The organism is Fictibacillus macauensis ZFHKF-1, from assembly GCF_000269865.1.
GTDB classification, from domain to species: Bacteria; Bacillota; Bacilli; order Bacillales; family Fictibacillaceae; genus Fictibacillus_C; species Fictibacillus_C macauensis.
This window is the reverse complement of record NZ_AKKV01000032.1, coordinates 1-14852: the sequence shown is the minus strand read 5'-3', so window position 1 is coordinate 14852 and position 14852 is coordinate 1. Positions and strand designations below refer to the sequence as shown.

General features: G+C 35.4%; 16 protein-coding genes and 3 pseudogenes. 2 read left to right on the top strand and 17 right to left on the bottom strand.

Annotation, left to right across the window (positions count from 1 at the left end; all coding sequences use genetic code 11):
• Positions 1-99 precede the first annotated feature (99 nt).
• The 7 genes and pseudogenes from A374_RS15060 to A374_RS20700 form a co-directional block, all read right to left on the bottom strand.
• On the bottom strand, positions 100-639 hold the full coding sequence (locus A374_RS15060) for an ankyrin repeat domain-containing protein (protein ID WP_007203091.1): 540 nt from the start codon (positions 637-639) through the stop codon (positions 100-102).
• 16 nt (positions 640-655) lie between these two features.
• A pseudogene (locus A374_RS21475) lies at positions 656-715 on the bottom strand (GH-E family nuclease); the annotation flags it as partial.
• Between the two features lie 103 nt (positions 716-818).
• Positions 819-1313 carry a hypothetical protein gene (locus A374_RS15055; RefSeq protein WP_007203090.1) on the bottom strand — a complete coding sequence of 165 codons (495 nt, stop codon included), beginning with the start codon at positions 1311-1313 and terminating at the stop codon, positions 819-821.
• A pseudogene (locus tag A374_RS21365) lies at positions 1310-1544 on the bottom strand (AHH domain-containing protein); the annotation flags it as partial. The pseudogene A374_RS21365 and the gene A374_RS15055, both read right to left, overlap by 4 nt.
• A gap of 100 nt (positions 1545-1644) precedes the next feature.
• Entirely contained in the window at positions 1645-1956 is a 312-nt protein-coding gene (locus A374_RS21145; protein WP_007203088.1) for a hypothetical protein, read from the bottom strand.
• A gap of 245 nt (positions 1957-2201) precedes the next feature.
• Positions 2202-2381, bottom strand: a pseudogene (locus A374_RS15040) (transposase); the annotation flags it as partial.
• 94 nt (positions 2382-2475) lie between these two features.
• Positions 2476-2646, bottom strand: coding sequence for a hypothetical protein (locus tag A374_RS20700; RefSeq protein WP_156793239.1), 171 nt, complete (start codon positions 2644-2646; stop codon positions 2476-2478).
• 390 nt (positions 2647-3036) lie between these two features.
• On the opposite strand from A374_RS20700, the gene A374_RS20135 reads away from it, so the two are divergent.
• On the top strand, positions 3037-3381 hold the full coding sequence (locus A374_RS20135) for an IS66 family transposase (protein ID WP_338009615.1): 345 nt from the start codon (positions 3037-3039) through the stop codon (positions 3379-3381).
• A 156-nt stretch (positions 3382-3537) separates the two neighbouring features.
• Here A374_RS20135 and A374_RS15030 read toward each other — a convergent pair whose 3' ends face one another.
• On the bottom strand, positions 3538-4107 hold the full coding sequence (locus tag A374_RS15030; RefSeq protein ID WP_007203085.1) for an imm11 family protein: 570 nt from the start codon (positions 4105-4107) through the stop codon (positions 3538-3540).
• Positions 4104-5033 carry an AHH domain-containing protein gene (locus tag A374_RS20130; protein WP_007203084.1) on the bottom strand — a complete coding sequence of 310 codons (930 nt, stop codon included), beginning with the start codon at positions 5031-5033 and terminating at the stop codon, positions 4104-4106. The genes A374_RS15030 and A374_RS20130 overlap by 4 nt, the downstream gene beginning before the upstream one ends.
• 388 nt (positions 5034-5421) lie before the next feature.
• Here A374_RS20130 and istB point away from each other — a divergent pair, with 388 nt between their 5' ends.
• On the top strand, positions 5422-6189 hold the full coding sequence (istB, locus tag A374_RS15020; protein WP_007203083.1) for an IS21-like element helper ATPase IstB: 768 nt from the start codon (positions 5422-5424) through the stop codon (positions 6187-6189).
• Positions 6190-6336: 147 nt separating this feature from the next.
• Here istB and A374_RS15015 read toward each other — a convergent pair whose 3' ends face one another.
• From A374_RS15015 to A374_RS20845, 8 genes are all read right to left on the bottom strand, one after another.
• Positions 6337-6816 (bottom strand): hypothetical protein, encoded by a 480-nt coding sequence (locus A374_RS15015; RefSeq protein WP_007203082.1) that lies wholly within the window; start codon positions 6814-6816, stop codon positions 6337-6339.
• A gap of 335 nt (positions 6817-7151) precedes the next feature.
• Positions 7152-7784, bottom strand: coding sequence for a pentapeptide repeat-containing protein (locus A374_RS15010; RefSeq protein ID WP_007203081.1), 633 nt, complete (start codon positions 7782-7784; stop codon positions 7152-7154).
• Positions 7772-8539, bottom strand: a complete 768-nt coding sequence (locus tag A374_RS15005; RefSeq protein ID WP_007203080.1) for a hypothetical protein — start codon at positions 8537-8539, stop codon at positions 7772-7774. Before A374_RS15005 ends, A374_RS15010 begins: the two co-directional genes overlap by 13 nt.
• A 14-nt stretch (positions 8540-8553) precedes the next feature.
• Positions 8554-9303 (bottom strand): phosphotransferase family protein, encoded by a 750-nt coding sequence (locus tag A374_RS15000; RefSeq protein WP_007203079.1) that lies wholly within the window; start codon positions 9301-9303, stop codon positions 8554-8556.
• Positions 9304-10111: 808 nt separating this feature from the next.
• Positions 10112-10720 (bottom strand): immunity protein Imm33 domain-containing protein, encoded by a 609-nt coding sequence (locus A374_RS14995; RefSeq protein ID WP_007203078.1) that lies wholly within the window; start codon positions 10718-10720, stop codon positions 10112-10114.
• 375 nt (positions 10721-11095) lie between these two features.
• Positions 11096-12334, bottom strand: coding sequence for a PoNi-like cognate immunity protein (locus tag A374_RS14990; protein WP_007203077.1), 1239 nt, complete (start codon positions 12332-12334; stop codon positions 11096-11098).
• 616 nt (positions 12335-12950) lie between these two features.
• The gene (locus A374_RS14985) at positions 12951-14186 is read right to left on the bottom strand and encodes a PoNe immunity protein domain-containing protein (protein ID WP_007203076.1); all 1236 of its coding nucleotides are present in this window, start codon (positions 14184-14186) and stop codon (positions 12951-12953) included.
• Positions 14187-14201: 15 nt separating this feature from the next.
• On the bottom strand, positions 14202-14852 hold a 651-nt coding region (locus tag A374_RS20845), incomplete at its 5' end, for a hypothetical protein (RefSeq protein ID WP_007203075.1).

Here is a 14852-nt window from a genome sequence, read left to right as displayed (position 1 = left end):
TAAAACACGAAAGTAATAAAATGCGACAACTATATTGACAAACACCGGCTTCCCTGCCGCGAATTCTTAGAAACTATAAAACCTCCGTAGTCAGCATTGTTAATTTTCATTGTTACACTCCTCATTAATCGTTACTAATTCATTTCTCCAAAAATACTCCTTAGCATAGTCCATACATGATTTTCCAAAAGCATCTTTTAAATGAACTTTTGAGCCGCTACTAATAAGTAATTTATACATCTCTTTATTATCTTCTGTAGACAATTTATTTATTGTAATAGCGTATTTTAGGGGTATAGCGTTATATTGATCTAGAGCATTAATATTAATCTCATAATCAAGAAGTAACCTTGTTATTTCTAATTCATACGCTATTGTTGGACGTAAAACGCAAAAATAAAACATATGTAATGCGTTCCTTTTTTCTTTCGACGTAGTATAATTAATATCAATATTTTCTTCTAGTAAAAATTTGATGATTTTAAGTTTTTCACTAGGATTTCTATCATTCGTCATTGCCATACATAATAAATTCAAATCTAAACCAGAATCAACTTGATTAATATCACCGTCATAAAAGTGTTTAAAATCTTTAAAACTTCCATCTCTAACTGCATCGAAAACATCTAATATTCTCATTCCGCTATCTCCTTATCTACTCATATTTATGACTTCTATTTGCAGAGGGAATTTCTAGTCTAACATTGTCTGGATTTTACTGAAATTTAGTGTTGACAATCCAACTTCATGATGGTGAAATCATCATGAATCTCTACTTTCAAACCACTTATGGTTTATCTTTCCACTACAAATATACTTTATTTTTTATCAGGTGAATATACAATGATTCTCCCCTGTGGATATTCACCTTCCCATCCACAAGGCCATCCCCCAAGCTTATAAACCTCAAAGATTCTTTCATAAAAATTATTAACTTTTCCATTTACTAAACGATTTAGTGCACACATATGTAAATCTCCAATTATTTCTTCAAAAATATCAATATATTGTACTACAAAATCATCTGGATGGTTCTCAGATGATTGAATAATCTCCCTTATAGGACGCTCCATAGAGTTTAAATCATGCTCATATAATTGTCCTATTATTTCCCCACCTTCTGAGGATTTAATATCTTCCCAAACGTTTTCAACTTCATCCAAATCTTGAGACAACGCCAATTCTTGTGCTCTTTCATACTGATTAACCATAACAACATCACGATTTAGAAGGTTTTCATTGTTAAAAAATTGTAAATTTGTAATAAAACTAATAACCTCTTCAACTAATTGAGTGTTTTTTCCGAACTTCATTTATTTATCCACCTTCCCAAAAGTTCTTCAATAGCACCGCCACCTCTTTGCCAAATCTTTATTTCTTCATTAAATTTTTGTTTTGTTAAACTTCTCAATATCCTTTTCTAATACCTTTGATTTGTATAATGGCAAGCCACTTTCTGTACCTTTTTTTAATTTTTGTTGCCATTCAAATACTTGTTGTTCCGACTCCCTAATACTTTGATGGGTATTTAATTTATCTAACTGCGTCTGCTGCAATTACAGCCGGTGTAGTCTCTAACTGCAATTTTTTTAGAACCTCCTACCGTCTCTATTAAAATTAGTGGCAAGGGTGGGACTTTCAAAATTATTCTTCTTCTCGTACAACAACAGCCTGTTCCACCTGTACTTCAAACCAATTTGTAACGTGTGCATTCACTGGAACGAGCGCGAAATACGCTTGGTTATTATCGACTAACTCAAACTCTAGTAGCTTGGTTGGCTGTCCCTTCCATGCATTTTTTATAAAATCCACATGATCTTCTATGTCTTCTTTATAATCTAATTGTAAAATCCACTCTTTCGCCTCTAACGCGAATACAAGCAACATACCGAGGCGATTCTTTGACGCATGATGCTCTTCATATGCTCCAAACGAATCCCAAATCTCGTCTAGCACGAGGGCTTCGTTGTATTTTTCATAAAAGATACGTGCGTCGAGTTGCTTATAATTTACAATCAGTTCATTGATTCAAGCATGATAGGTAACAGGAATCACCGGTTCTAAGGCAGGTTGCGCGGGAATACCAGGAACGCCTGTTTCTTCTTCTATTAGTTCGTCAACAAATGTGACATCACGGAACGTCATGCCTTGTTTGTAATGCGCTAATTCATAGGGATAATATGAAGCGTGAGCTCTTAAATACCGCTACGAGAATTTCCAGAATGAAACCCAATACGGTCATACTTTTTATAATCCAAAAACTCAGTTAATTCTGTTTGAAGTAGGGAATTAATGGCGGTTTCAAGATGAGAACGAAATACCTCTGTAATACCTTGTTTTTTTACTAGTGCCTCAACGAGTTCTGTTGTAAAATGGTTCATAGGAAGACCTCTCTCATTATTAGTTGTCGTGACTATAGTATATCAAGAAGAGGTCTTCTTTTTTTATATGGAATTTTCATTTACACAAAATATTTTATACTCTCTCTTCATTCTGCATTTCTGAAATATATATATAAATATATATAAAATATTGCTCAATTCGCTTAAAATAAATTCCACCTCTTGATTTTATTTTAAGCTTTTTTAAATCTTCTTTTATTGAAAATCTAACTATTTTATCTAAATCCTTTGTTTTAGGTTCCAAGATCATATCACTCCTTTATTTAGGTCTAATGATCATTATTCCTACTTGTGGTAGCTATTAACTCTTGCAGTACAATTTCCACATGATCACCATCCGCTTAAAAGCTTTACAGTATCTCAGGAAAAAAACAAACATTTTACTATTATTATCCTTTTTAACTCCTGCCGATTCAATGCAACTTTTCACTTAAATATGAAAATCTATTCAGGTCTGAAGAACTGCTTTTACCAATTAAATAGTGTAACTAGAGTGACAAGGGTGGGGCTTTCAAAATTATTCTTCTTGTACAATGTCAGCCTGTTCTACTTGTACTTCAAACCAATTCTATGATGGGATGAAACAATTAGTAACGGCTAAATCGGTGATTCATGTGGATGAAACGTATGCTGAATCATTAAACGTTCCAACGAGAAATCTGGTCAATCAAACGCTTATAACTGGGTATGCCATAGCGTACCCAGCCAAGGGTCTATTATTGCCCTTTTCAAAAGTGCCTTATCAAGAAGCCGAGCTATATTAGCAGACTTCACCACCAGATTTAAAGGAATGGTGATTTGCGATGGCTATTCAGCCTACGGCCATTTACCTGATGTGCAGTTCGCTAATTGCTGGGCGCACACGAGGCGTTTTTGGTTAAAAGTTGATAGTAAAAACGGACAAATAGGCGTCAACTACTGCGATCGTTTGTATCAGATTGAGCGTAAACTCGTCTTAAACTTTTGCAAATCTATATAAAAACTCATCCATCTGCCACATTGATCCTGCCTCTTCTGGAAATATTTTTAGGCTTTTTTATTTAGCAAACTTGTCCTGCCCCTTTGCTCTACTTGATAAACATGGTTGGTAAACAAAAGAACTTTAAAGGTTACCCCTCTAAAGTTCCTAGAAAAATCATAAAATATTTTTTATTTCCAAAAATTCACAACCGCTGATGTTATATTCTTCAACTATCTGCTTAAATTCTTCTGATACGAATAATGGAATCTCATCTCCCTTTAATTTAAATAAATTTTTGTTATTTATTTTTTCTTCTGATACTGCATATTTTCTTACAGAATAAATATTTTCACCGTCAAAATCTATAACACTGTAATCCGATTTTTCTAGGTTTAATGCATCAACTATTCCTAATACATTTGCAACAAAGTATTCATCATTTTCTACTTTATATTTACTTTCAAAATCAACAACATTTACAGGTAGAAATTGAATATCTTTTTCGATTTTTTCAATTAATTCTTTAAACTTTTTTGATACAATGAACCAGCCTAAATTATTTGCTAAATAGTCCGTAAATCTATTTCCATCATAAAGATTGTAATAAAAAGTGAAATTTTCATTCCAATTCTCTAAAAAATTCCCTTCCTTTAACTCATATTGCTCAAATCCATGTGTATCCCTACAATGAACAACTACATCATTGTCATTTGTGTCATCTAAAATAAGTTTAAAATACTTCATTTTGACCTCCAATATTCTTTATAAAGCATATCTGGATTTTCCCTTACTTTCTGCTTTAAGCCTTCAAACAATTTAAGAAATTTTTTTCTATCTCCTTTAGCTAATCTATCATAAGTACTCAGTTCATCTAATACATAATCATGATATGCATATGGATGTCTTCTTTGATGAGGTAGCAATTCCTTATTCCATTCCTCATCTAAATCTAAATCATACTTTTTCGTTATATTCTCAATTTGAGGAGTGTACTTCTTACTTTTATTTGTTGCATAGTGATGTTTTTGTAAAGGTTTATTAGTTCCCTTACTACCACCAACTTCAGGCTTTACATTATGGCTATCTATTCGCTGCATAGTATCATGTACTTTATTTTGATGATACATACCATGACCAATTAATCCAACACCTAAGCCAATCGCTGCAGCATCTGCTGCAATTACGAATGGCAGAGCTGTACCTCCAGATAAAACAGTACCAAAAGCTCCTCCTGCAGTTATTACAGGTACGCTTAAAAATGCAAGAATTCCTGCTGCAATTTCTAAGCTTGGAACACTAAGCGCACCAGCTCTTCTTCCATTAAAGTATGCATGTGAACGATAATTTTGGTCGGCGGAGTCTGGATTGTACCCAAAACTCTCTCCTACGGATACAAGGAACCCATAGGCATAATGCCCCGCATAAGTCATGGTTTGCTTAATCCATGAGTCTTCCTCTGGTAACTGCTTAATCAATTCAAAGTGACCAGAATCACCTACACCATCAGGAACATATTTCGCTACTGAGCCATCACGGAATATATAATAATCTTCATCATTAATTGTAACTTGTTTAATAGGCTTTTCTTGTGTAGTACGAATCCAGTCTTCTTTTAATTTAGTAAATGATTTCAGATCTACTAGCTGACTTTTATTAAAAGTTGTGAGCATGTTTTTTTTCGTGATGTCTTAAATTGGATTATTCTTGTTGTATGTAGAGGCGAGTTCTTTTAACGATTTGTCTTTACAAACATAGATGCCTGGAACGAACAAAGTATTGCCTGGCTTAAAAGGACAGGAAATCACAATGTACACAACACAACAAAAAAGAGACCGGAAGAAGTGCACGCCGTCGAAAAGCAACACCTAACTCCAGTCTCTCCCGTACTCTCTCTCGAGAGTAGCCATGGCTCCAGTATAACAAGCGCATACATGAAACAAAAGAAACACAAATGCCTCGTTTTAACAATCTTGAACAAGGCAACCTCCCCGCAGCATAAGCCACTGCACATGTCAGGGAACTGGATGGTTATATAAAAATATTGGGAGGCGTTGGACAATGAACAGCACTATACAGGATATTCAGGATCGCTTCCGCCATCTCCGGTTGGCCGAAACGGCGAGCGGGCTTCCTGCATTACTGCGGAAAGCGGAGCAGGCATCGTGGACCTATCAGGAGTTCCTGGAGGAACTCTTGGCTTTTGAATTGAAAAGAAGAGAAGAGAAAAATGTGGAAAGAAGGCTGAAGTGGGCTAAATTCCCTTATCATAAGACACTTGATGAATTCAAAATTGAAGAGCAAAAGTCGGTCAGCACCCGTCAGATAAATCAGCTGAGGGAGCTGAATTGGCTGGAACAACAGTATAACCTCATTCTACTTGGCCCGCCGGGCGTAGGCAAAACACACATTGTGATAGGACTGGGCCTTGAAGCCATTTACAAAGGATACAAGGTTGCCTTTTTAACGATGGGTGAACTGGTCCATGTTCTCAAAACACAGGAATATCTCTCTAAATCCAAAACTCTGCTTAAAAGGATAAGGGAATCGGATTTGGTCATCATTGATGACTTGATGTATATGGCTATGGACCAGCGAGAGGCAAACCTCTTCTTTCATCTGGTCAACGGCCTTTACGAGAAGAGTTCTATTATCCTGACTTCCAATAAGGGACCTGATCAATGGGGTGAGTTGATGGGAGATCAGGGTATTACGACGGCTATTTTGGATCGGCTTCTCCATAGGGTTGAGGTTATCCAATTAAATGAGGCCAGCTACAGGATTAAGCACAGAAGTACGATTTTTGGCGATGAAAGTGTTCAAACTTAATTAGCAAAAAGTGTTAAAAACTACTTGACGGTTACATCAAACCAGTCATTTTCCTTTTCTTCACTCAAATTTTAGCTATTTAATAGAAGCAAAGTAAAAAACCTTGAAAGACATTTAGCCCATCAAGGTAGTAATAAGAAAAGTTACTTAACTATTTTTCTTGTCTATGTTTGTAATATCACATTTTCCAACATGAATTTCATGATTTTTTTCTTCTATAAAAATTTGAGCAATACTGCCCGTAGACTGATCAGCTACTATTATATCACGATTTTCTGATGTTTCCCAAAGCTCTTCTATTGCTTTTGTAATATTCATCACTCTAACATTAGCCCATACAGGAAATTGACAATTTGGCACCTGAATAAACCATTCTTTCTTTTCCTCTAGAAAATCCAATGAACTTTCAAACCAAGATATATAACTAGTAGTATCTCCAATAGGTTTAGAATAAGTTGGTTCAGAATCTATCTTACGAAATTGTTTCAATGGAACTTCAAATAATTTCAACCAGCGTGAATCATAATCTTCAAATTCAATAAGCTCTATATTTGATAATTGATTTAACGTTTTTTTTGCATTCATCAATGCTATTTTCTTTATTATTTTTTCATTTTGATATGACAACACAATTAACCTCTTGATCTATTGTAATAAATGTGATGATCATTATTCGGACCATAGATATTAGAGTACCTTTCTTTCTTAGAATCATACTCAAATAGATTAGCACCGTCTTTTAGTTTTCCTCCATGTGTACTCAATCTTCTCGTACAACGACAGCCTGTTCCACTGGAACCTCAAACCAATTTGTAACGGGTGCCGTTATATACGAACCACCCTACGGGTAATAAGCTGTTTTTTGCTTCATCATTCCATATATAATAAAAAGAAACCTTGAAAGGCATTTAGCCAATCAAGGTTATAATCACTTATATCCCAAAAGTTATTTTGCTCTTACTTTAATTGCTCATCACTTCTAACCACTTTCTAGCCTCTCCACCTATTAGAATATTTGGTTGTTCTGGTGTCCCAATATTAATACTTTTAATAAAAGCCTCTTCTAACCCTCGAACCCCTGTTAGTTTAGCTCCTTTTAGTAATACATTTTCAAACGTCGATTCGCTTACGTCTGCATTTTGAAGGTTTGCATTACGAAAATCTGCATAATCAAAAAGAGCTGCTACTAATTTTGCATCACTTAAGTTTGCACTATTAAAGATAGTTTCAATACAATCACTCTTAGCAAATCTTGTATTTTGAAGGTTTGCGTTTGTAAAGTTTGCATAAGAAACATCTGCTTTATAGAAATCAGCATTTTCTAAATTAGCAAACATAAAGCTTGAAGAACAAATAGTTGAAGAAAACATTTCTATATTAATCAAGTGCATATTATTAAAGATACAATCTGTAATATAAGCTTGATTTAATGGATATTTTATTAAATCTACTTCGGTCAACTTTACTTCATCAAGAACTAACTTCTTGCCTTCTAACCCTAGAGAATCAAGCCAAATTTTATGTAATTCTAAAAGTTGAATTAATTCCTCTTTTTTGCGATTATTAATTATAATTCCTCCCTCTAAGGATACCAAATAATCTTGTCTGATATCCCCTCTTTTTGTATTGCCTCTTTCAATTGCTTGGTATGTTCTGGGGTCAAATTCCTATCATCAAGTATAACATTGTGACCACGTTCAAACTCTTTCTTTATTTTTTTCATAGCGTTATCAACTGTAAAAGCACCTTTTTTGGGTGAAGTATGACCATTAGGATAAGATTCAAAGCTCTTTACATCCCCTTTTTTCTCTGTAACAGTATCAATAAACTCTGCACCTTTATCAGCTTTTTGATCTCTAATAATTCTTCCTAAATCACCGCGACTTTCTAATTCTAATCCAATCTCTCTTTCTTTTATTCCTTGACCTTCAATTCTTCCTCCATGTGATGGATCTCCTGCTAAATCATCCAATTCTTTCTGTGTTCTTCCTCCATTATATTTTACCGTACCCTTATTAGCACTCACTTCTGGCTTTACATTATGGCGATCGATTCGCTGTAATGTATCCTTTGCGTTATACAGATTATAACCGCCATGAGAAATTAGTCCAACACCTAAGCCGATCACTGCCGTATCTGCTGCAATTACGAATGGCAGAGCTGTACCTCCAGATAAAACAGTACCAAAAGCTCCTCCTGCAGTTATTACAGGTACGCTTAAAAACGCAAGGATTCCTGCTGCAATTTCTAAGCTTGGAACACTAAGCGCACCAGCTTTTCTTCCATAAGAGTATGCATGTGAACGATAATTTTGGTCGGCGGTGTCTGGATTGTAAGTGAAATTACGCAAATAGTGTTGTCATACTATAATTGGAAGTAGTGATTTATAATCTCCATAAGTCGTTCTGAATTCTCAGATGAGACACTTTCAGATAATCTTGCTCCAGCAATGATAGGAGCCCATTGAAAAACTTCAGACCTTAAAAGTCCACTCTTTTCACAATAAAGTCGCAAATACAAATCAGCTAATTCAGACGAAAATTGGGAATATAACAGATAGGTCCGATATATATCAGCACGAATATCTCCTGCACTCGAATCAACCCAATCTATAACTACCACTTGGTTATCGGTCATAATCAAATTAAATAAGTGGAAATCACCATGACAAAGCCTATTCTCGTATGTAAATGATTCCAATTTCTTTAACAAATAAGATTTTAGTCTTCTATCTAATGTATTCACAGTCTCAATTTGACGGTATAATTTATCATACATTGGTTCGGTTGCATTTGGAATAATGCTATGAATTTCAAGTTGCATATCGACTGAAATATTCATGTAATATTCTGCTTGTTCTTTATCTTTCAACATTAAATTTCCTAATGTTTCTCCCTTAATATATTCCATTATGATTGCTTGTTCTCCGTTTATTTTAGTAACCTCTAAAATCTTAGGTACAGGAAGTCCACATGAGTAGGCATATTTTTGTTTATTTGCTTCATTTATGGATTCCGTATCTGGCAAAAAATCGTTATAAACTTTTACTATTTTGTTATCGGAAAGATAAATTTTTGCAGTATTTCCTCTTGCTATTGGATTACCTAAAATCATTGGGTTCCCTCCCTACATTGATCCTATCATTAACTTATAATATTTCATAATTTGCCCTCTAAGCCAAAATCGTTAAATATAGAGCAAAATCCTTTCCAATAGATGTGTATCCTCTGCAACTAAACTGTCCCGTTAGTTTAAGTATAAGCCTTCACAAATTTGCATTTATTTTTAACATAAATATCCAGTTGTAGTGAATCTGATTTAATCAGATGCAGGGTACGTGTCACCAAACCATTTCACTAAAATCAATCTTTACCTTTAACATAGTCTCACTATTTTATCATCAAGAGTCTTTGGTGGTTTCCTTCCAACTTGCTTTCAATAATAACCCGCTTTTTTTATAATAGGATTATTTAATAAATTATGAAACGCACTCATTTACCCATAGTTACCTTTTTGCTTGTTCGTTGCATAGCTAGAGGGTAATGGTGGCTAAATTGAATGCGCAGTTGGTTCTTTAAAACATAATCCTGAATACTTCTAAACTCTTCTACTAATTAAGACATTTCCATTTGAGTTATTTCTACTTTTCACCTCTTTGAACCAAAAATTGAAAATATCATCTGGTAAAAGCTCTTCGTCATTTGAATAAACTAAATCATATCTATATTTTCCTTTTAAAACAGAATCCCTTGATGGTACTACCTTCAAGAGGTATGAATTTCATGTTGACACTTAATTTGTCCAAAGTTTCATTTCTAACAACAAGCACTTGTTGTCATTAGTAGACAATCAAGTGCTTTATTCAATATTTTTACTTCCTGTATAGTTTAGTTGTGTAACTATAGATTTCCATAAATAAAAGCTATATTGAATCTTTTAAAACATCTACATCGTTTTCGTTTAATACTGCTTTTATTTCATTACCTTCAAAAACAACCATATAGTCATTTGGTAAAGCAAGAACTTGAATGATTTCTGGTTTAATTTTTAGTAGTTGATAAGCATATAGAGCATACAACTCTGTAGTATTATTATTCTCTACTGGTCCTATGTACCAACCTGAATCTCCTTTTTCAACATCTCCATTTCTTTGTAAATATATTTTTTCGAGTTCTAGTACACCTTTAGAAAGTATAATTTTATCACTGAATTTTATTGATAAACCATCTACATTCATATTTCTCAAAAAATGACCTTGTTCTAGTTGTATCCACAATGCTAAAGTTAAATCTTCTGTTAGATCTTCAAATGGATCTTTAGAGTAATCAGGAGTAGTCAATATAAAATTCTCAGTTTCTCTCTCCTGTAAATAATAGACGGACCAACCAACTTGTAATGAGAATCCATGAATTAATTTATTACGGTCTACCTGTTCTAATATAGCAAACAAACTTTCTACTTGAGGTTCTAAATCTTTTTCAGCAGTTACTATAATGGTTTTATCCATAATTTTCTTTTCAAATTTCTTCATTTCTTCAACCTCTCTTCTATAGCTATTTTTAGAGCTTCTCTAGCTTGTTTCTCTTTTTCAAGCATCTTCATTCTAACATTGACAGGAACCTCTCCCATCTTAGAATGTCCTTTCCAATCAGCCCAACTACGAGCTCCCTTAGATGCATTCGAAGATTTTCCAAGATTCGTTGAAAAGCATCTTTGGCTTTATAAAAATTATAACCACCAAGAGATATTGGTCCAACTCCTTCGCTAACCATCTAACCGTCTGCTGCAATTACAACCGGTGTAGCCTCTGACTGCAATTTTTTAGAACCTCCTACATAAAGACAATAAAAAAGCCCCACCTTTGTCTCTTAAAATCAGTGACAAAAACGGGGTAATTCTTTACTGCTTATTCTTCTTCTCGTACAACGACAGCCTGTTCCACTTTCACCTCAAACCAGTTGGTAACGGGTGCCGTCACCGGAACGAGCGCAAAATACGCTTGGTCGTTGTCGACTAACTCAAACTCTAGTAACTTGGTTGACTGTCCTTTCCATGCATTTTTCATAAAATCCACGTGATCTTCTATGTCTTCTTTATAATCTAATTGTAAAATCCATTCTTTCGCCTCTAACGCAAACACAAGCAACATACCGAGGCGATCTTTTGACGCATGATGCTCTTCGTATGCTTCAAACGAATCCCAAATCTCATCCAGCACGAGAGCTTCATTGTACTTTTCAAAAAAGGCGCGTGCGTCGAGTTGCTTGTAATCTACAATCAGTTCATTGATCCAAGCATGATAGGTAACAGGAATCATCGGTTCTAAGGCAGGCTGTGCGGGAATGCCAGGAACGCCTGTTTCTTCTTCTATTAGTTCGTCAACAAATGTGACATCACGGAACGTCATACCTCGTTTGTAATGCGCCAATTCATAGGGGTAATGATTGTTTTTTTCTAGAGCCGCGTCGTCAAGCTGTAGGATTTTAGCGATAGCTGCCGTTTCAAAGCTCCAGAAGCCTACGTAATCTGAATCTTTATGAGCGTTGCGCCAGCCGACATCATGGTGTCCTTTATACCACTCTTTTTTCATATACTGAGTTAAGCGCTTAGAAGCTGCTTCGCGGTCTGTACGAGCGAGTTCTATGATTTTTCTCGTCTTTGCATATGGATTTTCTTTTTTATAGGTGGCGGTAATTTGCGGCTTCCCAAATCCACAGGCGCTTAAGAGGTAGTGAATGACGGCGTCGCGTTCTTGATCTTGAACCGCTTTCTGATTTAGTTTTTCGAGATGACATCGATCCACTTCCAGTAAAACCCCAACAGAGATAAGCCACAATAAATTTGTATAACCCATCGTTTCTTCGCCCATGCCATCGATCACGCTAACGGCTTGTAGAAAATCTTCTTCTAAGGATGAAATGTCTGCACCCATGGAGTATTTTGCACGAAGGTTTTCTGTGGCGTAATTGAATATTCTATTATGAACACTCTTAATAATTGATATGTTATCTCTTGGATTTCTTTGAATGCCTTTCTTTTCATCCTCATGAAGAGATTCAATTTTCTCTTTAGCACCTTGTGTAAATTTTCTATTTAACTCAATAGTTTCTATACAATTCTCCGCTTTACAAAGCTGATTTCTCATAACTGCCTCCCCTGATTAAGGCAAATCGCCAATTTCATGCCCATTTCTGTCCAATCTCACGGTTTTTACATGGCCCTTTGCATCTACTTTGAATACTATTCTTTCTACTTCATCACCCTCAAAAGCTCTAAAAATTTTTCATCTCTACCAACAGCCACTAAAATACGGTTCTTATATGTTTTCTTTCTCTTGCCCCTCGCCAGTCACTAATTGATGCAACGAGTTTTTTGTTAATTGCTTTTATATTGTTCTAATTTCAGTTTACACGTCTTTAAAGCTGCAAATATCTCGATTATTCCTACTTGTGGTAGCTATTAACTCTTGCCATTCAACCTCCACATGATCACCATCTGCTTAAAAGGTTTACAGTATAAACACTCAAGTGAAAAACAAATATTTTACTATTATTATCCTTTTTAACTACTGCCAGTTCAATGCATCTTTTTACTTAAATATGTAAATATAATCAGATCTGAAGAACTGATTTTACCAATTAAAGAGTGTGGCTAGTAACCCGTTTTTTGTGGAAATAATCTCAGAACCTCTTACATGAAGACAATAAAAAGCCCCACCTTTGTCTCTGTTAAAATCAGTGACAAGGATGGGGCTTTCAAAATTATTCTTCTTGTACAATGACAACCTGTTCCACTTGCACCTCAAACCAATTTGTAACGGGTGCCGTTTCTGGTACGAGTGCGAAATACGCTTGGTCGTTGTCGACTAACTCAAACTCTATTAGCTTGATTGACTGTCCTTTCCATGCATTTTTCATAAAATCCACATGATCTTCTATGTCTTCTTTATAATCTAATTGTAAAATCCACTCTTTCGCCTCTAGCGCGAACACAAGCAACATACCGAGGCGATTCTTTGACGCATGATGCTCTTCATATGCTTCAAACGAATCCCAAATCTCATCCAGCACGAGGGCTTCATTGTACTTTTCAAAAAAAGTGCGTGCGTCAAGTTGCTTATAATCTACAATTAGGTCATTGATCCAAGCATGATAGGTAACAGGAATCATTGATTCTAAGGCAGGCTGCGCGGGAATGCCAGGAACGCCTGTTTCTTCTTGTACTACCTCATCAATAAACGTCACATCACGGAACGTCATGCCACGTTTGTAATGCGCGATTTCATAGGGGTAATGATTGCTTTTTTCTAGTTCCGAGTCGTCAAGCTGTAGGATTTTAGCGAGGGCTGCCGTTTCAAAGCTCCAAAATCCTAAGTAGCCATGGCGTTTATGAGCAGTGCGCCACTCATAGTCATAATGTCCTTGAAACCATTCTTTTTTCATATACTGAGTTAAGCGCTTGGAAGCGGCTTTTCGGTCTGTCGTAGCGAGCTCTAAGATTTCTCTCGTCTTTGCATATGGGTTTTCTTTTTCATAAACGGCAACGACTTCTGTTTCCCCGATTCCGTAGGCAGCAAATAAATAATTCATAACACCATCGTTAATATGTTCTTGATGCACTTTCTTTTTTATTTTTTCAATATAAGTAGGTTCCATTTCAAGCAAAATACCAAGAGAAAGCAGCCATAATAGCCGCAAGTAGTGTGCTTTTTCCTCTCCCATTCTCTCTAACACATCGACGCCTTGAAAAAAATCTTCTTCTAAGGATGAAATGTCTGCCCCCATGGAGTATTTTGCGCGAATGTTTTCTGTTGCGTAATTAAGAATCATTTTATACCTACTCTTTATAATGGAAGGATTATCTCGTGGCTTCCTTTGAATCCCTCTTTCTTCATCCTCCTCAAATCCTCTAATTTCTTCTGTTATTTCTTCAATACTCTCAACGTTAAATTCAAGGGTATCGATACAATTCTCTACTTTACAAAGATGGTCTCTCATTAAAATCCTCTCCTTTTATGGCCATACACCAATCTCATGACCATTAGCATCTAATCTCACTGTTTTTACATTGCCATGGGCATCAACTTTGGATAAAATCCGTTCCACTTGATTATCCTCCAAAGCTTTAGTAATTTTCTTCGCTAATTTCTTGTCCCCATTAACATAGTCCAGTATTCGATTAAAATTAGTCTTCTCTCCAAGTAGCCATCCATCAGACATCTGCTTGCCATCTTTCGTTTTACCAAGTCGCGCACTTCCAAACTTTGCTTCATCAATTATATACTTAATTTTTGAATTTGGATTAACGTTCTCATAAAGACCATCAATCCCTTTAACTATTTTATCATCAAGAGTCTTTGGTGGTTTTCTCCCAATTTGCTTTAAATAATAACCCGCTTTTTTTATAATAGGATTATTCAATAAATTTTGAAACGCACTCATTTCCCCATAATTACCTTTTTGCTTGTTCGTTGCAGTTAATGGATTAAAATCTTCCATACTGCCCGGTTTGATTGTTCCAACTTCAGGCTTTACATTATGACTATCTATTCGCTGAAAGGTATTATGTACGTTACTTCCATTATACACACCATGACTAATTAATCCAGCACCTAGGGCAATCGCTGCTGCATCTGCTGCAATTACGAATGGCAGAGCTGTACC